Source organism: Pseudomonas sp. M2(2023), assembly GCF_030263955.1.
GTDB lineage: Bacteria > Pseudomonadota > Gammaproteobacteria > Pseudomonadales > Pseudomonadaceae > Aquipseudomonas > Aquipseudomonas asiatica.
In genome coordinates this window covers 2,200,244-2,222,349 of the sequence record NZ_CP127114.1, presented here as the reverse complement: position 1 = coordinate 2,222,349, position 22,106 = coordinate 2,200,244, and the positions used below count along the sequence as shown (strand labels likewise).

General features: G+C 64.5%; 18 protein-coding genes. 9 read left to right on the top strand and 9 right to left on the bottom strand.

Annotated features, from left to right (window positions below; genetic code table 11):
• The first annotated feature begins 284 nt into the window (after positions 1-284).
• The 6 genes from QN085_RS10315 (at position 285) to QN085_RS10290 (ending at position 7,727) form a co-directional block, all read left to right on the top strand.
• On the top strand, positions 285-2,021 hold the full coding sequence (locus QN085_RS10315; protein ID WP_015269957.1) for a type I secretion system permease/ATPase: 1,737 nt from the start codon (positions 285-287) through the stop codon (positions 2,019-2,021).
• Between the two features lie 6 nt (positions 2,022-2,027).
• Positions 2,028-3,368: an HlyD family type I secretion periplasmic adaptor subunit gene (locus tag QN085_RS10310; protein ID WP_023663259.1), complete on the top strand. Its 1,341-nt coding sequence runs from the start codon at positions 2,028-2,030 to the stop codon at positions 3,366-3,368.
• A 1-nt stretch (position 3,369) separates the two neighbouring features.
• A complete protein-coding gene (locus tag QN085_RS10305; protein ID WP_023663258.1) occupies positions 3,370-4,698 on the top strand; it encodes a TolC family outer membrane protein in 1,329 nt (442 codons plus the stop codon).
• 90 nt (positions 4,699-4,788) lie between these two features.
• Positions 4,789-5,652 carry a sensor domain-containing diguanylate cyclase gene (locus QN085_RS10300; protein ID WP_031325771.1) on the top strand — a complete coding sequence of 288 codons (864 nt, stop codon included), beginning with the start codon at positions 4,789-4,791 and terminating at the stop codon, positions 5,650-5,652.
• A 17-nt stretch (positions 5,653-5,669) separates the two neighbouring features.
• Positions 5,670-7,031 (top strand): chromate efflux transporter, encoded by a 1,362-nt coding sequence (chrA, locus tag QN085_RS10295; protein WP_013972061.1) that lies wholly within the window; start codon positions 5,670-5,672, stop codon positions 7,029-7,031.
• Positions 7,032-7,058: 27 nt separating this feature from the next.
• Positions 7,059-7,727, top strand: a complete 669-nt coding sequence (locus QN085_RS10290) for a class I SAM-dependent methyltransferase (RefSeq protein ID WP_031325920.1) — start codon at positions 7,059-7,061, stop codon at positions 7,725-7,727.
• 77 nt (positions 7,728-7,804) lie between these two features.
• Here QN085_RS10290 and quiC read toward each other — a convergent pair whose 3' ends face one another.
• On the bottom strand, positions 7,805-9,712 hold the full coding sequence (gene quiC / locus QN085_RS10285; protein ID WP_041506091.1) for a 3-dehydroshikimate dehydratase QuiC: 1,908 nt from the start codon (positions 9,710-9,712) through the stop codon (positions 7,805-7,807).
• 290 nt (positions 9,713-10,002) lie between these two features.
• Here quiC and QN085_RS10280 point away from each other — a divergent pair, with 290 nt between their 5' ends.
• A complete protein-coding gene (locus QN085_RS10280) occupies positions 10,003-11,376 on the top strand; it encodes an MFS transporter (protein ID WP_013972058.1) in 1,374 nt (457 codons plus the stop codon).
• A gap of 204 nt (positions 11,377-11,580) precedes the next feature.
• Here QN085_RS10280 and QN085_RS10275 read toward each other — a convergent pair whose 3' ends face one another.
• The 5 genes from QN085_RS10275 to QN085_RS10255 form a co-directional block, all read right to left on the bottom strand.
• Entirely contained in the window at positions 11,581-12,993 is a 1,413-nt protein-coding gene (locus QN085_RS10275; RefSeq protein ID WP_023661575.1) for a DOPA decarboxylase, read from the bottom strand.
• Positions 12,994-13,174: 181 nt separating this feature from the next.
• On the bottom strand, positions 13,175-14,119 hold the full coding sequence (locus QN085_RS10270) for a LysR family transcriptional regulator (protein WP_023661576.1): 945 nt from the start codon (positions 14,117-14,119) through the stop codon (positions 13,175-13,177).
• A 143-nt stretch (positions 14,120-14,262) separates the two neighbouring features.
• A complete protein-coding gene (locus tag QN085_RS10265; protein WP_013972055.1) occupies positions 14,263-14,973 on the bottom strand; it encodes a YebC/PmpR family DNA-binding transcriptional regulator in 711 nt (236 codons plus the stop codon).
• 97 nt (positions 14,974-15,070) lie between these two features.
• A complete protein-coding gene (locus QN085_RS10260) occupies positions 15,071-16,462 on the bottom strand; it encodes an FAD-dependent oxidoreductase (protein ID WP_024086771.1) in 1,392 nt (463 codons plus the stop codon).
• 15 nt (positions 16,463-16,477) lie between these two features.
• The gene (locus QN085_RS10255; RefSeq protein WP_003259277.1) at positions 16,478-17,794 is read right to left on the bottom strand and encodes an MFS transporter; all 1,317 of its coding nucleotides are present in this window, start codon (positions 17,792-17,794) and stop codon (positions 16,478-16,480) included.
• A gap of 244 nt (positions 17,795-18,038) precedes the next feature.
• Between QN085_RS10255 and QN085_RS10250 the strand changes: the two genes are divergently transcribed.
• Together QN085_RS10250 and QN085_RS10245 are read left to right on the top strand one after the other, a co-directional pair.
• Complete coding sequence (locus QN085_RS10250) at positions 18,039-18,908, top strand: LysR substrate-binding domain-containing protein (RefSeq protein WP_013972053.1); 870 nt, start codon at positions 18,039-18,041, stop codon at positions 18,906-18,908.
• A 200-nt stretch (positions 18,909-19,108) separates the two neighbouring features.
• A complete protein-coding gene (locus QN085_RS10245; RefSeq protein WP_031324779.1) occupies positions 19,109-19,480 on the top strand; it encodes a DUF2784 domain-containing protein in 372 nt (123 codons plus the stop codon).
• Here the strand turns inward: QN085_RS10245 and tam are convergent.
• The 3 genes from tam to QN085_RS10230 all read right to left on the bottom strand — a co-directional run bounded on the left by tam (position 19,470) and on the right by QN085_RS10230 (position 21,929).
• Complete coding sequence (tam, locus tag QN085_RS10240) at positions 19,470-20,246, bottom strand: trans-aconitate 2-methyltransferase (protein ID WP_023661943.1); 777 nt, start codon at positions 20,244-20,246, stop codon at positions 19,470-19,472. The genes QN085_RS10245 and tam overlap by 11 nt on opposite strands.
• Positions 20,247-20,394: 148 nt before the next feature.
• The gene (locus tag QN085_RS10235; RefSeq protein ID WP_013972050.1) at positions 20,395-21,804 is read right to left on the bottom strand and encodes an amino acid permease; all 1,410 of its coding nucleotides are present in this window, start codon (positions 21,802-21,804) and stop codon (positions 20,395-20,397) included.
• Positions 21,804-21,929, bottom strand: a complete 126-nt coding sequence (locus tag QN085_RS10230; RefSeq protein ID WP_023661944.1) for a hypothetical protein — start codon at positions 21,927-21,929, stop codon at positions 21,804-21,806. Before QN085_RS10230 ends, QN085_RS10235 begins: the two co-directional genes overlap by 1 nt.
• Positions 21,930-22,106 lie beyond the last annotated feature (177 nt).

Genomic DNA, 22,106 nt, shown 5'->3' with positions numbered 1-22,106 from the left:
CGCAGAACAAAAGCTTGTCAATATCCCGTCAAAAATTCACGCAACGCTGACAGCGCTATACAACTTACTGTTTTCACGGCACTTATGAAAAGTTCAAAGATTTTATAGAGCAAAAAGATATTACCGAGTGTTTCACTGCAACCTACGCTCCAGCATGTGGGAGCAGCGCAGCGTTTTGGACCATTCGCCCTCAGAGCGACCCGCCTGCGAGCCGACCAGAAGCCACAACTACCGCTGTACGGGCCGCCGCAAGGGCTTCCCGTTTGTGATAAAGGGAGGCCCCGATGCACAAGCCACCACGCACCCGTTCCGAGCTGGCCGACGTGCTGTTCCGCCTGCGCCGCAGCTTTTTTGCCCTTGCCGCCTTCAGCGGTGTCATTAACGTCATGATGTTGACGCCAGCTATTTATATGTTGCAGGTGTACGACCGCGCCCTGGTCAGCCGCAACGTCACCACCCTGACCATGCTCACCTTGCTGGTGATCGGCTTGTTCATGCTGATGTCGGCCCTGGAGATGGTCCGCACCCGCGTACTGATCCGGGTCGGCAACTTCCTCGACATGGATCTGAACCGACGCATCTTCAGCGCTGCCTTCGAACGCAACCTGAGCCGCGCCGGCGGCAACCCGGCCCAGGCCTTGCAGGACCTGGCCCAGGTACGGCAGTTTCTCACCGGCAACGGCCTGTTCGCCTTCTTCGATGCCCCGTGGACGCCGATCTACCTGCTGGTCTGCTACCTGATCCACCCACTGCTGGGGCTGGTGACGCTGATCGGTTCCTTGATCCTGGTGGGCCTGGCCTACCTCACCGAGAAGGCCACGCAAAAACCCTTGGCCGAGGCCAACCAGGCGGCACTGTCCTCGGCCAGCTACGCCAACAACAACCTGCGCAACGCCGAAGTGATCGAAGCCATGGGCATGCTGCCAGCGATCGGCAAGCGCTGGTTTCAGGGCCATTTGCGCATCCTGCAGATGCAGACCCTGGCCTCCGACCGCGCGGCGATCATCAGTAGCACCGGGCGCTTCGTGCGCATTACCTTGCAATCGGTGATCCTCGGTGCCGGCGCACTGCTGGCGATCGAAGGCAAGATCACCCCCGGCATGATGATTGCCTGCTCGATCCTCACCGGCCGCGCCCTGGCCCCGGTAGAACAGGTGATCGCCGCGTGGAAGCAACTACAAGGCAGCCGTTCCGCCTGGGGCCGGCTCAACGACCTGCTGCACGACTACCCGCAGCGGCCACCAAGCATGTCGCTGCAACGGCCAATGGGCATGCTGGCCGTGGAAAACGTGGTCGCCGGTGCTCCCGGCACCAGCAACAGCATCGTGCGCGGGGTCAGCTTCAGCCTGGTCCCGGGTGAAAGCCTGGGCATCATCGGCCCGTCGGCTTCGGGCAAATCCACCCTCGCCCGCCTGCTGGTAGGCGTGTGGCCGACCCAGGCCGGCAAGGTGCGCCTGGACGGCGCCGACATCTTCACCTGGAACAAGGCCGAACTTGGCCCGTGGCTCGGTTACCTGCCACAGGACGTGGAGTTGTTCGAGGGCACCATCGCCGAAAACATCGCACGCTTTGCCGAAGTGGACAGCGAAGCAGTGATCCGCGCCGCCCGCAGCAGCGGTGTGCACGACATGATCCTGCGCTTCCCGCAGGGCTACGACACCCGACTGGCAGCCGACGGCAGCCCGCTGTCCGGTGGCCAGAAGCAACGCATCGCCCTGGCCCGCGCGTTGTATGGCGAGCCGAACCTGGTGGTGCTGGACGAGCCCAACGCCAACCTCGATGACGTTGGCGAAAAGGCCCTGGTCGATGCGCTGGCCGAACTCAAGGCACGCGGGGCCACGGTAATCCTGATTTCCCACCGGCCCAATGTGCTGTGCGCGGTCGACAAGGTGCTGATGCTGCGTGACGGTGCCGTGCACATGCTCGGCAGCCGCGACGAAGTGTTCGCGGCGCTGCGCAAGGCCAGCGTGATCCCGACGGCGACCGCTGCGCCGCTGGCGTCGGTAAAAGTACGGGAGTGACCGATCATGCAGATGACCCAACACACCGAGTTGATTCCCGCCGAGGCTCGCAACGAGATCGACCTGGACATTCATCGGCCGGCACGCTGGGGCGTGTGGCTGGTCGCCGCCGGCTTTGGCGGTTTCCTGCTGTGGTCGGGCCTGGCGCCGCTGGATGCCGGTGTGGTCGCCACCGGTACCGTCAAGGTCAGCAGCAACCGCAAGGCCGTGCAGCACCTGACCGGTGGCACGGTCGAGGCGATCCTGGTGCGTGAAGGCGATGTTGTGAAGAAAGGCCAGGAGGTGGTACGCCTGGACGCCCTGCGCGCGGTGGCCGAACAGGGTGCGGTCAGTGCCCAGTACATCGTCAGCAAGACCGTGGAGAACCGCCTGGAAGCCGAGCGCGATGGCCGCGACCAGGTCACCTTCGACCCTGCCCTGCTCAAGCACTACGGCGGCGACCCGCGCCTGCTGGCAGCGATGGACCTGCAACAGCGCCTGCTGGACACCCGCCGCGCGGGCCTGGCTGGCGAACTGAGCATCCTCGAGGAAAACCTGGCTGCCACGGCGGTGCAGCTCAAGGGCCTGCAGCAGGTGTATGGCGCCCGCGCCTCGCAGATCGGCTTCCTCAACCAGGAACTGCAAGGCACACGCGTGCTCGCCGCCGAAGGCTATGTACCACGCAATCGCCTGCTGGAGCTGGAGCGCAACAATGCCGACCTGTCCGCCGGTCAGGCCGAAAACCTCAACAACATTGCCCGGGCGCGCAGCCAGGCCACCGAGATCAAGCTGCGCATCCTGCAACGCCAGCACGACTACCTCAAGGAAGTGGAATCACAGCTGACCGATACCGCCAAGGAGAACACCACCCTGGCCGATCGCCTGCGCGCGCTGGACTACGAAGTGACCCATACGGTGATCCGCTCGCCGATCGACGGCATGGTCCAGGCCCTGAGCATCGCCACGGTCGGCGGCATCATCCAGCCAGGGGCCAAGATCATGGAGGTGGTACCGCTCGACCAGCCGTTGCAGGTGGACGCGATGATCCCGGTGCAGGCCATCGACAAGATGGTGCCGGGCCTGGACGTGGACCTGGCCTTCCCGGCCTTCAACCATGCGAAGACGCCGAATATCCCGGGGCGGGTCAAGACCATCTCCGCCGACCGCCTGATGGACGAAGAAAGCAAGCAGCCGTATTACCTGGCCCAGGTGGAAGTGACGCAGGACGGCATGGCCCTGCTGGGCAGCAACCATATCCGCCCCGGGATGCCGGCCACCGTCACCATCAAGACCGGCGAGCGCAACCTGCTCAGCTACCTGCTCAAGCCGATGCTCGAACGCGTGGACGCCTCGTTCAAGGAGCAATGACATGAATCGCCCGTGCCTGATGTTGTGCCTGTTGGGGTTGTCCGTACAGGCCAGTGCCATGGACCTGAAGCAAGCCTGGGACCTGCTGCAATACCAGGGCCCGATCTACCGCGCCGCGGTGCACGAGAAAGAAGCCGGCAGCGAGAACCGCGCCATCGGCCAGGCCGGCCTGCTGCCGCAGATCAACGCTGTGGGTTACTTCAACAAGGTCAATGGCAGCCAACGTCAGAGCGGCCGGGACAACGACCTGGACTATGACTCCAAGGGTGCCAACGTGCGGTTGCGCCAACCGCTGTTCAACAAGCAGAAGATGGCCGAATACCATCAGGGCCAGCAACGTGCCGACTACAGCGTGGCGGTGTTCGATGCCAAGACCCAGGACGCTGCGGTGCGCCTGGCCGACGCCTACTTCGACGTGCTGCTGGCCAGCGAAACCATCACCCTGGCCAAGGCCAAGCTAAATGCCTTCGAAGAGCAGCTGGCGTCGGCAAAGCGGCGCATGGAGCTGGGCGCCGGCACCATCACCGACATCGACGAGTCGATAGCCCGTCGCGACCTGGCCGAGGCCGACCTGATCGAGGCCCAGGACAACCTGGTCAACGCCCGCCGCAAGCTGGAGGAATACATTGGTGAAACGCCGGAGTCGCTGACCACCTTGCAGCCGGGCTTCAACACACCGCCGCTGATGCCGGGCAACCTGCAGGACTGGCTGGTCAAGGCCCAGGCCGACAGCCCGTTGATCCATGCGCGCCGGCACAACTACGAGCTGGCCGAAGAAGAAGTGAAACGCGCCCGCGCCGGACACTGGCCGACCCTGGATTTCGTGGCGGGCTATACCGCCGGCAGCAGCCAGTCGATCTCCGAACTGAACCAGCGCAACCACTACAGCTCGATCGGGCTGGAGCTGAACATTCCGCTATACAGCGGCGGCAGCACCAGCGCCCTCACCCGCCAGGCCAGCGCCAACAGTTCCAAGGCACTGGATGAACTGGATGCCACGCGCCAGGAAGTGATCTCCGACACCACCCGCGAGTATCGCGGTGTACAGAGTGGCGCCTTGCGCATCCAGGCGCTGGAAAAGGCCGTGGCATCCAACGAACGCTCGCTGCTTTCGGCCCGCAAGGGCTTCAGGGAGGGCGGCACCAGCACCAACTCGGATGTGCTCAATGCCGAGGAATTGCTTTTTGACGCCCGGCATGACCTGTTCGAGGCGAAGCTGAACTACCTGATGTCGCGGCTGCGCCTGGCATCGTCGGTGGGCAGCCTGGGAGATGACGATATCCAGCAGATCAACGATTACCTCGGGCCGGAACTGGTAGTAAGCAACTGACTATCGGCGGCCCGCTCCCACAGCGGCGCCTACCGCATTTTTCTCCATTTCAGGCTATGATCGGTGACCCCGCCGCGGACGCCATGCCCCATGCCCGTAGACCTGCAAGCGTTATACCCCAGGCTGATCCACCTGATGCTGGACACGGTGTTCGTGGTCGACAGGGGCAACCAGATCATTTTCGTCAGCGATGCCTGCGAGGCGCTGCTGGGCTACCAGGCCTGCGAGCTGATCGGCACCCCGATCACCGACTACATGCACCCTGACGACCTGGCGATTACCCGCGCGTCGATCGTACGGGTGATGAACGGCCAACCCCATTACGACTTCCGTAACCGCTACATCCGCAAGGATGGCAGTATCGTGCATATCCTGTGGTCAGCCTCCTGGTCCGATGAGGCCAATGCCCGCATTGGTGTAGCGCGGGATATCACCGCCCAACACCAGGCCGAGGAAGAATTGCGTTTCCTAGCCCACCATGACCCGCTGACTCGCCTGGCCAACCGGGCCATGTTCAATGAGCGGCTGGGCACCGCACTTGTCGCGGCCCGGCACCACAACCACCCGCTGGCGTTGCTGTTCATCGATATCAATGACTTCAAGGATATCAACGACAACCACGGCCACAGCGTGGGTGACCGGGTGCTATGCATTCTGGCGCGGCGCCTGGAAGGTTGCGTTGGGGCGACCGATACAGTGGCGCGGATGGGCGGTGACGAGTTCACCGTGCTGTTGACCGACTACGCCTCGCCAGAGGCCATTGCCGAGCAGGTGGCACGCATTTTGGCAGCCATGGCCGAGCCACTCGGCGCCGAGTTTGCAGGCATCGGAGCGCCGTCCTGCAGCATTGGCGTGGCCCGTTTCCCCGAAGACGGCAATGATGCCGACATGCTGCTGCGCCATGCTGATGGCGATATGTACCGGATCAAGCGACAGCGCGCTGCGGCCAGCTGAATACCAAAGGGAAGAAAATGACGGAACACCTGCAAGGCGCCGCCGAGCAAACGCGTGGCCACATCAGCCGGATCGAGGCCTTGCTGTTCTGGCTGAAGCTGGGTTTCATCAGCTTCGGCGGCCCGGCGGGGCAGATAGCGATCATGCATCAGGAACTGGTGGAGCGGCGCCGCTGGATCAGCGAGCGGCGCTTTCTGCATGCCCTCAACTACTGCATGCTGCTGCCTGGCCCCGAGGCCCAGCAACTGGCCACCTACATTGGCTGGCTGATGCACCGCACTTGGGGCGGGGTGATTGCCGGCACCCTGTTCGTACTGCCGTCGCTGTTCATCCTGATCGGCCTGTCGTGGGTCTATTTGGCCTGGGGCGAAGTGCCGGTGGTGGCTGGCATTTTCTACGGGATCAAGCCGGCCGTGACCGCGATCGTCGTGCATGCCGCACATCGCATTGGCACGCGCGCCCTGAAAAACGGCTGGTTGTGGGCCATTGCCGCGGCCTCGTTCGTGGCCATTTTCGCGCTCGACGTTCCCTTCCCGCTGATCGTGCTGGCAGCCGCGCTGCTAGGCCATGTCGGCGGTCGGCTGCTACCGGGGCAGTTCGCGCCTGGTGGTGGCCACGGCGCAACCAGGGCCAGCCAGGGCCCGGCCGTGATCGACGACGACACACCGGCGCCAGAGCACACCCGCTTCAGCTGGGGGCGGCTGCTGGGCCTGCTGCTGGTGGGTGCCGCGCTGTGGCTGCTGCCCATGGGTGTACTGATGGCTACCTTTGGCTGGCAAGGCACCTTAACGCAAATGGGCTGGTTCTTCACCAAGGCGGCATTGCTGACCTTCGGCGGCGCCTACGCGGTGCTGCCCTACGTCTACCAGGGGGCCGTCGGCCATTACGGCTGGCTGTCGCCGACGCAGATGATCGATGGCCTGGCGTTGGGGGAAACCACCCCCGGGCCGCTGATCATGGTGGTGGCCTTCGTCGGCTTCGTCGGTGGTTACCTGCACCCCATGTTCGGCACCGACCAGGCGTTCATGGCCGGCGCGGTAGCGGCGAGCCTGGTGACCTGGTTCACCTTCCTGCCCTCGTTCCTGTTCATCCTGGCCGGTGGCCCGCTGGTGGAATCGACCCACAACGAACTCAAATTCACCGCCCCGCTGACCGGGATAACCGCGGCGGTAGTGGGCGTGATCCTCAACCTCGCGCTGTTCTTCGGCTACCACGTATTGTGGCCGGCCGGTTTCGACGGGCGGTTCGACTGGCCTTCGGCGCTGATTGCGCTGGCGGCGGCGGTGGCGCTGTTCCGTTACAAGCGTGGGGTGATCCAGGTGTTGATAGCCTGTGCCCTGGCGGGGCTTGCCACCCATTTGTTGACCGGGGCACAGTGAAGCATCGCCCGCCCAACGGAGATGAACATGCGCAACCCTGAAGACGCCTTGCTCGACAGCTGGCAGCACAACGCCCAGGCCTGGATCGATGCGGTGCGCAGCGGCAGTATCGACAGCCGTCGCCAGGTTACCGACCAGGCCATCCTGCTGGCCATTCTTGGCCGCCAGCCCGAACGGGTGCTCGACCTGGGCTGTGGTGAAGGTTGGCTGCTGCGCGCGCTGGGCGACCGGGGTGTCGAGGCGGTAGGTGTGGACGGTGACCGGGCGCTGGTGGATGCCGCGCGTGCTGCGGGTTCCGCCGAGGTACACCTGGCCAGCTATGCCCAGCTGGCCGCTGCGCAGGCCTATGTTGGCAAGGACTATGACCTGATCTGTGCCAACTTCGCCCTGTTGCAGCAGGACATCATCCCGCTGCTGGCGGCGATGAATGCGTTGCTGGCGCCCGGCGGTGCGCTGGTGATCCAGACCCTGCACCCGTGGAGCGTGGCGGATGGCGATTACCAGGATGGCTGGCGGGAAGAGTCATTTGCCGGGTTCGGCGGGGATTGGCAGGTGATGCCGTGGTACTTCCGCACCCTGGCCAGCTGGCTGAACGCGCTGGACATGGCAGGGTTGCGGCTGGTCAGCCTGCAGGAGCCACAGCACCCCCAGAGTGCGCTGCCACAGTCGCTGCTGTTGGTGGCCGAACGCCCTTGAAGCATACGCGGTCGGTGTAGGAGCGGCCTTGTGTCGCGACGGGCTGCAAGGCCGCTCCTAAAGGGACCGCGCCGGGCTCAGAGGACCGGCTTGCGCGCCGCCCCGCTGCGGGCCTTGGCCATGGCTGCCAGGCGCACCGCGACGTTGGCCGCACCGTAACCGGCATACCCCCCCTTGCGCTGGATGATCTCGAAGAAGAAACGCTCTTCGAACGGCTCGGTATACACGTGGAACAGCTCGCCGCCTTGGGCATCGCGGTCGTACAGCACGTTGTAGTAGGCCAGTTCGCTGAGGAACTCGTCGTCGAAATCGAAACGCGCCGCCAGGTCGTCGTAGTAGTTCAGCGGGATCTCCAGCAACGGTACCCCGGCCAGTTTGGCCCGCGCCACTTCGCGGAAGATGTCGTCGCAATCGAAAGCGATGTGGTGCACGCCCGAGCCACGGTAACTGGACAGCGCATGGGCGATGGCGGTGTTGCGGTTTTCCGAGATGTTCAGCGGCAGGCGCAGGGTGCCGCATTGGCTACGCAGCGCGCGGCTCTTGACCAGGCCGTACGGGTCAGGCAGCACCACTTCGTCATCGGCTTCGAAATCGAACAGGCTCTTGTAGAACAGCACCCAGCTGTCCAGCGACTCGGCCGGCAGGGCCAGGGCCATGTGGTCGATACGGCGCAGGCCGCCGGTGGCGGTGGCGTTCTTGTCCAGGCTGAAGTCGGTGTCGTACAGGGTCTGGCCGGCAGTACCCTGCTCCACCAGGTACAGCAGGCTGCCATCTGGCGCACGTACCGCCGGCACTTCGCACTCGTTGGGCCCGACCAGGCCACGGAACGGCTGGCCACGGAAGGCGGTGGCACGCTTCAGGGCGGCTTGCTGGTCCTTGACCCGCAGCGCGGTGGCGCACAGCGACGGCCCGTGGGCCTCGAAGAAGTTGTGGCCGAAGGAATAGGGTTCGGCGTTCAGCACAATGTTGATATCGCCCTGGCGCAGCAGCTGCACCTCTTTGCTGCGGTGCTTGCCGGCATCGGCAAAGCCCAGGCGCTTCAGCCAGCTGCCCAGGCGCGCGCCGACGGCTTCGTCGACTGCAAACTCGAGGAACTCCACGCCGTCATAAGCACTGGCCGCCGGTGGGGTGAACAGCACACCGGGCTCGATCGAGGTACCTTCCTGCTCCAGGCGCAGGCGGGTGTGCTCTTCGAGATACAGCAGCGAACGCAGGCCGTCGGCGGCATTCTGCCGAGGCGGTGCGGCGCGGAAGCCGTCGTTGAAGATTTCCAGCGACAGCGGCCCGCGGTAGCCGGTGGCAAGGATCGGCGCCAGGAAACCGGCCATGTCCATCTCGCCCTGCCCCGGGAAGCAGCGGAAGTGGCGGCTCCACTCCAGCACATCCATGGCCAGGATCGGCGCGTCGGCCATTTGCACGAAGAAGATCTTGTCGCCGGGGATGTCGCGGATCGCGCTCGGGTCGCCATTGAGCGACAGGGTGTGGAAGCTGTCGAGGATCACCCCGAGGGCCGGGTGGTCGGCCTGGCGCACCAGGTTCCAGACCTGCTGGTAGGTATTGACGTGGCGGCCCCAGGCCAGGGCTTCGTAGCCAATGCGCAGGCCGCGTTTGCCAGCGTGCTCGGCCAGCAGGCGCAGGTCGTCGACCAGCAATTGCTCTTCACCCAGGGCATCGGCCTGGACGTTGCTGCACACCAGCACCAGGTCGGTGCCCAGTTCCTGCATCAGGTCGAACTTGCGCTCGGCGCGGTCGAGGTTCTTCTGCAGGCGGTCGCGGCGGCAACCCTCGAAATCGCGGAACGGCTGGAACAGGGTGATGGCAATACCCAGGTCGGCGCACATCTGCCGTACCTGGCGCGGGCTGCCGGCGTAATAGAGCAGGTCGTTTTCGAAGATCTCGACGCCGTCAAAACCGGCGGCGGCGATGGCTTCGAGCTTTTCCGGCAGGGTGCCGCTCAAGGACACGGTAGCGATCGAACGCTGCATGGCGGGAGTTCCTTGTTGTTAGAGGATCAAGGCCAGGGCAGGACCTGGAAAATCAGCGCCACAGTTCCTGGCACGATCGATTATTCGCAGGTAAAGTCGTCGCTTCAATCTCTTTGTACGGAATGGTTAGTTTTGCGTTCGATTATCGAACAAAACCGGTTTTAGCGAATTGCCAGCCCACTGGCCCGTGGTCAACATGAACCACAGACGCAGGCACACCGACCCTCGCCTCCTGCCTTGGCGAATCTCCGGCGGAACCTGTGCAAACAACAATAACAACGGAGACAACGATGGCTCACTCCAGCTCTCAAGCCAAGAAAGCGACTGCCAGTGGATGGATAGGCTCGGCACTCGAGTACTACGACTTCTTCATCTACGCCCAGGCTGCTGCGCTGATTTTCCCGCAGATCTTCTTCCCCAACACCGACCCGAAAATGGCCATCATCGCCTCGCTGGCCACCTACGGCGTGGGTTACCTGGCGCGCCCGGTCGGCGCCTTCGTGCTGGGCCACTGGGGTGACACCCGCGGCCGCAAGAACGTACTGCTGCTGTGCATGTTCCTGATGGGCCTGTCGACCATGGCCGTTGGCCTGCTGCCCACCTACCACGACATCGGCCTGCTCGCCCCGGCGTTGCTGGTGGTGCTGCGCCTGGTCCAGGGCTTTGCCGTGGCCGGGGAAATCTCCGGAGCCAGTTCCATGATCATGGAGCACGCACCGTTCGGTCGACGGGGCTACTACGCCAGTTTCACCTTGCAAGGCGTGCAGGCTGGCCAGGTGTTGGCGGCGGCAGTGTTCCTGCCACTGGCCTACTTCATGCCTAGCGAAGCCTTCAACGACTGGGGCTGGCGCATTCCGTTCCTGCTGAGCGCCTTCGTGCTGATCGCCGGCTTCATCATCCGTAAGGAAGTGCACGAAACCCCGGCGTTCGTGAAGGAAGAGAAGCAGGACAAGGTCGCCAAGTCGCCGATCAGCGAGGCCTTCCGCCACAGCTGGAAGCACATGGTGCTGGTGATGTTCATGGCCTTGATGAACGTGATCCCGGTGGTCGCTACCATCTTCGGTGCGGCCTACGCGGTGCAACCGGCCTATGGCATCGGCTTCGACAAGAGCGTGTACCTGTGGATTCCGGTAGTCGGCAACATCGTCGCGGTGCTGGTGATTCCGTTTGTCGGCAACCTGTCCGACAAGATTGGCCGTCGCCCGACCATGATCGCCGGTTGCCTGGGCTCTGGCCTGCTTGCCTTCGTCTACCTGTATGCGATCAGCATCCAGAACGTACCGCTGGCGTTCGCCTCGTCGATCGTGATGTGGGGCATGGTGTACCAGGGTTACAACGCGGTGTTCCCAAGCTTCTACCCAGAGCTGTTCCACACCCGCTACCGTGTTTCGGCCATGGCCATCGCGCAGAACATCGGCACCATGTTGACCGCCATGCTGCCGGCGCTGTTCGCCCTGGTAGCCCCGCCCGGTTCGGACAACATCCCGTTGGTGGTTGGTAGCCTGGCGTTCTTCATCACCTGCGTGTGTGCCCTGGCAGCGTACATCGCCCCGGAAACCCATCGCCTGGCGATGGAAGACCTGGGTAACCCCGATGCCAAGCCGATGGACAAGACCGCGTATGAAGCTAGCCGTAAAGGGAGCTTTCAGGCGGTGAGCAACTGAGATTGCAGGGGGCTGCTCTGCAGCCCTTTCGCGGGCAAGCCCGCTCCTACCTTGACCGCACAGGCTTCAAGTCTTGGGCGGTCCCTGTGGGAGCCCTTTCGCGGGCAAGCCCGCTCCTACAGGTACCGTGTCAGCTTGAGCCTTGATGCGATCCTGTGGGAGCGGGCTTGCCCGCGAATGGGCCGCAACGCGGCCCCGGCAGTTTCAGCCCTTGACCACTTCCTGCAAGCGCGCCCAGAGCTGTTCGACATGCTCCCGCTCGGTCGGCAATGCGCCAATCGACACCCGCACCATCCACCGCCCATCCAGCGTCGCCGGCGTCACATAGGCATCCCCGGACGCATTCAGCCGTTCGGCCCAGCCCTTGGTATGCGCATCCAGCGCCTCCCCTTCCAGCCCCGCCGGCCGATGGCGAATGCACAATGTCTGCAACTGCACCGGCGCCAGCACCTCCCACTCCGCCGCCGCGCCGATCTGCCCGGCCAGCCACTGGGCATTGTCCAGGTCACGCCGCAGCCGCGCCTGCAACGCCTCGACCCCCTCGCTGCGCAGCATGAACCACAGCTTCAACGCACGGAACCGGCGGCCCAGCGGGATACCCCAGTCACGCAGGTTCTTCACCTCGCCGTCCACCGCCGACTGCAGGTAGCTGGGGTTGGTGCTCATGACCCGGATCAGGTGCTGCGGGTCGCGCACGTAGTAGATCGAGCAATCGAAGGCCACGCCCAGCCACTTGTGCGCGTTGACCACCAGCGAATCGGCCAGCTCGATACCGTCCCACATCCAGCGGCATTCCGGCAGGATCATCGCAGAGCCGGCCATGGCCGAGTCCACATGCAGCCACAGGCCATGGGCCTGGGCGATCTCGCCGATCGGCCGCAGTGGGTCGAGGGCCGTGGTGGCGGTGGTGCCGGTGGTCGCGACCACCGCGCAAGGCTGGTTGCCAGCGGCCAAATCCTGCTCGATCGCAACCTGGAGGGCCTCCGGGCGCAGAGCGTAGCGTTCGTCGGTCGGGATCAGGCGTATGTTGTCGCGGCCAAAACCGGCCAGCAATGCGGCTTTGTCCACCGAGCTGTGGGCATGGGCGCTGACATAGACGATCAGCGGCTTGGCCTGGGCTTGCAGGCCGCCGCGTACCAGTGCGTAATCGCTGGCGCGTTCCCGTGCGCAGATCAGCGCCACCAGGGTGCTGGTGGATGCGGTGTCCTGGATCACCCCGCTCCATTGGCCAGACAGGCCGAGCAGCTGACGCAGCCAGTCGAGGGTGGTTTCCTCCAGCTCGCTCAGGGCCGGGCTGGACTGCCAGGAAAGGCCCAGCACGCCCAGGCCAGTGCTGAGGAAGTCACCGAGGACCGACGAAAGGGTGCCATTGGAGGGGAAGTAGCCGTAGAAGTCCGGGTGCTGCCAATGGGACAGGCCGGGCATGACCAACTGGTTGACGTCGTCGAGGATCGCTGCGAAAGGTTCGCCTTGCCGGGGGGCCTGAGCGGGCAAGGCGGCCTTGAGATAGCCGGGCTCGACCTGGGCCATGACCGGGCGCTCGCCGACGGATTGGCGGTAGTCGGCGATCAGGTCGATCAGTTGGTGGCCGTACTGGCGGAATTGTTCGGGGGTCACCTGGGGTCTCCTGTGGGTTTTTTCGCTGCCTGTGCTGGCCTCTTCGCGGGCACGCCCGCTCCCACAGGTATTGCATCGTTTGTAGGAGCGGGTTTACCCGCGAAGAGGCCGGTACAGGCAACACAATGCCCCAGTCTAGGCACCTATCCCGAAGTGAATAACCCCACCTCGCGCATACCTGCTATGGCAAACCCGCATGCCCGCCCTGCACACCGAACTGCGACTGGCGCCACAACTCGAACACCCGGTTGCGCAACCAGCGGTGTTCGGCCGAGGCCTGCAGGCGCTGGTGCCACACCACCCAGTAGCGCTGGCTGTGGTCGATGAAACCCAAAGGCCGCCAGGCCAGGTCATGCAGGCGGCACAGCTGCCGGGCGATGTGCTCGGGCACGGTGGCCAGCGCCTGGCTGTTGGCAATCACCTGCACGGTGGCCGAGAAGAACGGCACTTCCAGGCTGACCCGCCGTTGCAGGCCCTGGGCGCGCAAGTGGCGGTCGATGAAGCTGTCCTTGTCGCCTCCGCCGGAAATACGCACATGCTTGTGGCCCAGGTAGTCGGCCTGGCTGAGCGCACCGTGGGCAGCCAGCGGGTGGTCGTTGCGCATCAGGCACACTGCCCGGTCCTCGCCCAACAGCCGACCGTGCAGGTTGGGTGGCGACTCGTCGAACAACGTGGTGGCCAGGTCGATCTCGCCGCTGGCCAGCAAGGCGTACTGGCCGGCCTGCCAGGTGCGGTACTCCAGCGATACACCCGGCGCTTCGCGCTCCAGCGCCGCCACCAGCAGCGGCAGCATATGCTCGGCCACGTAGTCCGAAGCGGCCAAGCAGAAACGCCGCTCGCAGCGCCCCGGGTCGAACACCGCGGGTTGGCGCAGGGCGTGCAGCTCCTCGAGAACCTGGCGCAGGGGTTCGACCAGGGCCTCGGCGTGTTCGCTGAGCACGTAACCGCGGCCCTGGCGTACCAGCAAGGGGTCGTCGAAGGCTTCGCGCAAATGGGCCAGCTGGCGGCTGAGGGCGGACTGGCTGACGCCCAGGCGCTCGGCGGCGTGGCTGAGGTTCTTCAGCTGCAGCAGGTGGTCGAGGGTGCGCAGGTGGGCGAGGCTGAGGGAGGCGAAAGCGGGGTTCATACAGGCTCCCGTCTAAGGATCGACCGGTCCAATCGCCGGCAAGCCAGCTCCCACAGGGTCACCACAACCATCGGGGCTTGTGCTGTACCTGTGGGAGCTGGCTTGCCGGCGATTGGGCCGCAAAGCGGCCCCAGAGAAGCAGATCAGTCAGTCAGGCCGACATAAACGTTCTGCACGTCATCGTTCTCGTCGATCGCCTCGAGGAACGCTTCCACCTCGGCCAGCGCTTCGGCACTCAGGCTGGCCGCGCTCACCGGGTTCTTCGGGGTGTAGCCAATCTTCGCCGAGGTCACGGTGAAGCCGTGCTCCGGCAGGGCCTTCTGCACGGCGTCCAGGTCGGTGGTGTCGGTGATGAACAGGGTCGAACCCTCTTCGTCGCCTTCCTCGAAGTCCTGGGCGCCGGCTTCGATGGCCGCCATTTCCGGGTCGGCGTCGCCGTTCGGGGTGGCTTCGATCAGGCCGACATGGTTGAAGTCCCAGGCCACCGAACCGCTGGCACCCAGCTGGCCCTTGCGGAACAGCACGCGGATCTGCGCGACGGTGCGGTTGACGTTGTCAGTCAGGCACTCGACGATCAGCGGCACCTGGTGCGGGGCGAAACCTTCGTAGCTTACCGCCGAGTACTGCACGGCATCGCCGTCCAGGCCCGCGCCCTTGCGGATTGCGCGCTCCAGGGTCTCGCGGGTCATCGAGGCCTTCTTGGCCTGCTCGATGGCCAGGCGCAGGCGTGGGTTCATGTCCGGGTCGGCGCCGGACTTGGCGGCGATCTGGATCTCTTTGGACAGCTTGCCCATGATCTTGCCTTTGGCGTTGGCCGCGGCTTCTTTATGTTTGGCTTTCCACTGTGCGCCCATGTCGACTCTCTTGTTTCAGCGGCCGGTTCAGGAAGCGACCGGCCAAAAGTGGGTGCAGTTTATACGCCCTCTGGCCTGTATTCGACAAGAAATCTCATCAGCCTTTATCGGCTTTGCCCGCCGCCGCCGCGAACCGCGCCAACCGCACATCCAGCCTCCGCGGCCGCTGCCCACGGTCCTCTGCCCGCTCCTTGCGGCGGATGGCATTGCGTACCATCAGCGAGCCCAGGTAGCGAATCGGCTCGGGCGGGAACAGCCCCAGCGGCCCCTTGACCAGCGGCGAACGGGTCCATGGGTTGTCCAGCCCCAGCGCCAGCGACGACAGAATCTGCCCGCCCATGTGGCACGGCCCGACGCCGCTGCCGGAGTAACCAAAGCCGTAGAATACGTTGCCCTGCCCGTTCAGCCGGCCAAAGAACGGCAAACCGGTCACCGAGCGGTCGGACGGCCCGTTCCAGCTGGCCGCCAGCGGCACTTGCGCCAGTGCCGGGAAGAACCCGCCCAGGCTTTCACGCAGCAGCGGCCGGTACGGCGACGGCTGGTCGAACACCGGCAACATGCGCCCGCCATAGGCGAAGGTATTGCCGCCCTTGCCGAGCATCAGCCGACCATCGGAGGTGTTGTGGTAGTAATGCACGAATATCCGCGAATCGAGCACGCTGATGCCACTGTCCAGGCCGATCTGGTGCAGCAGCTCAGGGCAAGGTTCGGTGATCACCATGTCGCTGGAAACAATCGCCACGCTGCGCTCGAACTGCGGGAAAGCTCGCGCCATCCAGGCATTCAGGCCCAATACCACGCGGTCGGCGCGCACCGTGCCATGGGCCGTGCGCACCTGCACCGGGGCGCCGTGTTCCAGGCCGGTCATGGCGGTGCCCTCATGGATGCGCACGCCACGCTGCAAGGCCACCCGGCGCAGGCCGCGCACCAGCTTGCCCGGCTGCACCGTGGCCGCGGCCGGCGAGAACCAGCCTTCCAGGTGCCGCGCCGAACCCGCCAGGCGCTGCAGCTGCTGCAGCGGCAGGCGGCGAAACGAATTGATCCCCTTTTGCTCCAGCGCGGCGATCACCGCGTCGGTGGCGCCGACCTGCGCGGCGTTGGTGGCGGTGTACAGCGTGCCATCCAGGCGGTAGTCGCAGTCGATGCCATTGGCCGCGCAGAACGCGCCGATCTCACCGATGCTGCGCTCCGACTCACGCACCAGGCGCACCGCCTCGGCCACCCCGAACAACCGCTCGAGGGTGAAGTACTTGGCCGACCACGACAACGCACAGCCACCATTGCGGCCACTGGCACCGGCACCGCAGATATCGGCCTCGATCAGCACGATATCCAGGGCCGGCACCGCTTCCTTGAGCATCAGTGCGGTCCACAGCCCGGTATAGCCGCCGCCGACGATGCATACATCGCAACGGGCATCGCCTTGCAGCGGCGGGCACACCGCCTCTTGCGCCGAATCCAGGGCCTGTTGCAGCCAGAAGGGTCTCATTCGCTCGCTTTCCTTTCAGGTACGCAGTGGCTTGATTGCCATGCTGGTATTCGGTGCCACGTCGGTGCTTTGCGCAGCGCTGGCTGGGCGGCTGTTCCAGTGCGGCAGCAGCACCAGCGCCGAGAACAGCGCGCAGCCGGCAAACACGATGAACACCGTGACGCCATCGAAGTACCCCGGCAGCAGCCCGCCCAGCACCGCCCCCACCGAGCCGCAGCCGTTGACGAAACCTGCTGCGGTGGCACCGGCCTTGGCGGTGCCGAAGTCGATGGCCGCAGCACCGCTGATCATCGAATCCGGCCCGTACAGGGTCAGGCCCATGACGAACAGCAGGGCCACCACCAGGATCACGCTGCCGGTGTGCATGGCCGCCATGAATGCCGCCAGCGCCACGGTCAGCAGCACCAGGCTGATGACACAGGCCGGCATGCGCCGGGCGCCGAACAGCTTGTCGGAGGCCAGGCCGATGATGATCGGGCCGAGCAGCCCGGCAAGTTCGAAGGCTGTCGGGATGATCGCTGCCCCCACCTTGCCCACCGAGGGCATCTGCTCGAAGACGATCACCGGCCCCCACAGCAGGATGGCGTAGCGCGCCGGTTTCAACAGGAAGTACGCCAGCCCCAGGGTCAGCACCGTGCGGTTGCGCATGATCTCCTTCAGGGGCGCCCACACGCTGCACAGGTTGCCGGCCGGGGCCATGCTCTGCGGCTCGGGCTCCACCGCCGGCAGGCCGACGTCTTCAGGCTTGTTGCGCTGCAGGAAGAAGAACAGCACGGCCACCAGCGCCACCACCGCGGCACTGGAGAAGAACGCCGCGTGCCAGGTACCGACCAGGGTATAGGCCCACCAGCCGGCGAACGGCGAGGCCACCAGGCCGCCGAAGGCATAGCAGGAGCTCCACAGGCCCAGCACCCGCCCACGCTGCGACGCCGGGAAGAAGCTGCCGATGTTCTTGCACAACCCGGCCCAGCCGGTGGATTGCGCCAGGCCCTGCACCAGCATGCAGGTGGCGAAGATCGGGAATGTGGCGTAACTGCCCATCACCACCGCCGCAACAGCAGAAATCAGCAGGCCGCCGAGCACCACCACGCGTGGGCCAAAGCGGTCGGCAAGCATGCCCCAGGTGAACTGGCCCACGGCGTAGGCGGCCAGGTAGATGGCGTCGAGGTTGGCCATGGCGGCCTTGTCGAGCATGAAGTCGGGGTCTTCACCGATGCCCAGCTTGGCCACCGAGAAGGCCTTGCGGGTGAAGTAGAAGGCGGCGTAGGCCAGCCAGGTAATGGCGAAAATCTGGATACGCCAGCGTTTGAACGCGGCTAGGGATTGGTTCATGTAAGTCTGACCTCTTGCTTGAGTGTGCCGGCAGAATGTGAAGAAACGCCTGTCTTGTTCTTGTGTTACGCACAGCGATGACGAGGCTGTCATCGGGTCAGATGGCGCCGTTTGGGTGCCATGGCCCTGGTCAGCACTTGTGGTGCCAGCGTCGGGCTGACATGCATGGAAACAGTTGCGCTAAGATAAATAAAATCGATTTATCGTATTTCACACATAAGCCCAGCTTGTTACTGAGGTCGTCATGTCGGTTTCCCACGCACAACTCAAGGCCTTCCACGCCGTGGCGGTGCACGGCAGCTTTACCCGCGCCGCCGAAAAGCTGTTTCTTACCCAGCCCGCGGTGTCGGACCAGGTGCGCAAACTGGAGGAGCGCTTCGGCGTCTTGCTGTTCCACCGCAACAAGCGTTCGGTGCAGCTCACAGACCTCGGCGAACGCCTGCTGGGCATCAGCCAGCGCCTGTTCGCCTGCGAGGCCGAGGCCCATGAACTGCTGCAGGATTCGCGTGCGCTGCACACCGGCAGCCTGGTGCTGGCGGTGGACGCGCCGGTGCACGTGCTGCCGCAGATCGCCCGCTTCTGCCAGCGCTACCCGGGCATCCAGGTAAAGATCGAGACCGGCAACACCGACGAGTCGCTGGCCCGGCTGTTCAGCTACCAGGCCGACCTGGCCCTGCTGGGGCGGGACGTCGACGATGAGCGGCTGCACTGCCTGCCGCTGCGCCGCGACCCGATGGTGGCGTTTGTCTCGCACCAGCACCCCTGGGCCAGCCGCGGCGCGATCAGCCTGGCGGATCTGGACGATACGCCGCTGGTGCTGCGCGAGCCCGGGTCGGTGACGCGGCAGACGCTGGAAGAAGAAATGCAACGGGCCGGGCTGCGGATTCGCCCGGCGATCCAGGTGGAAGGCCGGGAAGCGGCGCGGGAGGCGGTGGTGGTGGGGATTGGTGTGGGGGTGGTGTCGGCGGCTGAGTTTGGTGCGGATGCGCGGGTGTGCGCGTTGCCGATCGTCGATTGCCAGCGGCACCTGACCGAGACACTGGTGTGCCTGAGCGAGCAGCGCACGCGGCGGGTGGTGGCGACCTTCCTGCAGATGGTGGAGGAAGGGTTGTAAGCCTGTGCCGGCCTCTTCGCGGGTGAACCCGCTCCCACAGGGGCCGCACTAAGGCTCAGATTGGCACGGTACCTGTGGGAGACCAATGCAGGCAGCTCTCAAGCTCTGTGGAGTACCTGTGGGAGCGGGTTCACCCGCGAAGAGGCCAGCACAGGCAACCCAACTATGCTGGGATAACCTCAACCCTCGGCACACAACCCATGCTCTACCGCCTTGCCGCCGACACCCTGGTCCTGCTGCACCTGCTCTTCATCCTGCTGGTGCTGTTCGGCGGCCTGCTGGTACTGCGCTGGCGCCCTGCCCTGCTGCTGCACCTGCCGGCGATGGCCTGGGGCCTGGCGGTGGAATGCCTGCACCTGGGCTGCCCGCTGACCACCTGGGAAAACCGCATGCGCAGCGCGGCTGGTGACGCGGGCTATCAGGGCGGCTTCGTCGAACACTATATCTGGCCGTTGATCTACCCCGCCGGGCTGACACCGCACATCCAGCTGCTGCTGGGCACGTTCGTGCTGCTGCTCAATCTCGGCATCTACAGCTACGTGGCCTGCCGCTGGCGCCGCCCTAGCGGGTAGCGATCACGAACAGCCGCGGGAACGGCAACAGCACCTTGCCATCGGTGGCCGGCGGGTAGTCGCGCTGCATCGCTTGCAGGTACATCTGCAGGAAATCCGCCTGCTCCTGCTCCTCCAACCGCCCCAGGTACGGTCGCAAGGCCGATCCCTTGAACCATTCCACCACGGCTTCGGCACCGCCGGCCAAAGGGTGGTGGTAGGTGGTACGCCACACATCCACCCGCGCGCACAACGGGCTGAGCAGATCGTAATAGAACGCCGCGTTGTGCCGAGGCGGTAGTTGGAAATCGGCGAACTTCGCCGCCCAAGGGCCCTGGCTGGCGATTTCGCGCAGTTGCCGGTGGGCCGGCTCATCCAGGTTGTCCGGGGTCTGCACGGCCAGGCTGGCACCTTCGCTCAGCTGGCGCACCAGGTGCGTGTACAGCGAGGCGTGGTCGGGTACCCATTGCAGCGAGGCATTGGCCAGGATCAGGTCCTGCGGCTCGGGGGCGGTCCAGCCGGCAATGTCAGCGATGACTGTGCGCACGCGGGGGATGCACAGCCGTTTGCGCTCGCGGGCCTTGTCGATCATGTCCGGGTCGCTGTCCAGGGCAGTCACCTGGGCATCCGGATAACGTTGCAGCAGCACCTCGGTGGAATTGCCAGGGCCACAGCCCAGGTCGGTGGCGTGGCGTACCGGGCGTGGTGGCACAGCGGCGAGCAGGTCGCGCACGGCGCGGGTACGCTCGTCTTCGAACAGCGAATACTGGGTGGCGGACCAGGCCATGTGAAGCTCCTTTGGGCGGGCAATGTGTTCAGCATATTGCCATCTGCACTGTTCTGATAGGTCTGACGCGCTCCCACAAAACCTGGCCCAATAACGCAAAACGGCCGGGTCCCCCAGGGAGCCGGCCGTTTCGAGAAGCGAGTGACGCTTAGTGCTGCTTGCCAGTACGGATCTGGTGCACTACACCCATCGCCACCACGATTGCCGCGGCGATACCGGTGGAAATCACCAGGATCTGGTAGTCAGGCATGAAGGCCATGGTCACCAGAGCAGCCACGATGAACGCGATCACCAGGTAGGTCAGCCATGGGAACAGCCACATCTTCAGGCGTACTTCCTTGCCTTCGGCAACCAGCTTGCGGCGCATGCGCAGCTGCGAGAAAGCAATCACCAGGTACACCAGCAGGGCGATCATGCCGGTGGTGTTCATCAGGGTTTCCAGCACGTCTTTCGGGCGCAGGGTCTCGCTGAAGTTGATCAGCGCACACACCACGGCCACGGCGCACGAACCCATGATCGCGTACACCGGTACACCGGTGCCGGCGCGGGTGATCTTGAAGAACGACGGCGCGTCGCCACGCTGGGCCAGGGAGAACAGCATGCGCGAAGCAGTGTAGTGGCCCGAGATCAGGCAGCTGCTCACCGAGGTCAGCACCACGAAGTTCATCAGCAGCTCGGCATACGGCACGCCCAGCAGTTCCAGGGTGCGGCGGTAGGCGCCATAGCCGGAAACGCCCAGGTGCGGATCGTTCCACGGTACCAGGCAGACGATCAGGAAGATCGAACCCACGTAGAACAGGCACACACGCCAGACCACCGAGTTGGTCGCCTTGACGATCTGCGCAGCCGGGTCCTTGGCTTCGGAAGCGGCGATGGTGACGATTTCCGCACCGAGGAAGGCGAACATCACCCCGAGCAAGGCACCGATCACTGTAGTGATGCCATTGGGCATGAAGCCTTCGGCGGTGAGGTGGCTGATGCCACGCACTTCACCGAACTGCCAGATGTTCAGCACGGCAGCGGTACACACGATCAGGAAGCAGACAATCGCGATCACCTTGATCAAGGCGAACCAGAACTCGAACTCACCGTAGTGCTTGACGTTGAAGAAGTTGACGGTGATCAGCAACAGGGTCGTGGCCAGCACGAACACGTTGACGCTGACGTCGGGGAAGAAACCATGCAGGATCTTGCCCGCCACATAAGCTTCCCAGGCCATGAGGATGACCCAGTACCACCAGTACAGCCAGCCGATGGTGAAACCGGCCCAACGGCCGATGGCGCGATCGGCGTAGGTGGAGAACGAACCGGTGTCTGGCGAGGAAGTCGCCATTTCACCCAGCATGCGCATGATCAGTACCACCAGGATGCCGCCTGCCAGGTAGGCCAGCACAGCAGCTGGGCCGGCGCTGTGAATCACGCTGCCGGAACCGACGAACAAGGCGCCGCCGATAACCCCGGCGATCGACATCATCGTCAGGTGGCGCGACTTGAGCGAGGCACTGAGCTTGCTCTCATGCCCGCTTTTCGCGGTGGTGGTTGTGGATGTTGCGTCCATCAGTTGTGTACCCCGTGCTTCTTTTTATCCAAGGAAAACTGTGAAACCCCGATGGCTGGCGGTTTCACGTACATCAGTGCTAATGCGCGCAGGATGGTGTGAGCGAACACACGCAGGCCTTCCATGGCGGCCTGCTGACGCGCCCCAAGGCAGGCGCCTGGAGCGAACTGAACATGCTTTAGGTGGCGATATCTGACACCTAATGTAAAAATGTCCGACGCAGAGAGCCATGCACAGTGGCATGAAACTCGCACTGCACTGTACAGGTCGCCCTTGCAATACACCTTGCAAACGCCGGGCGA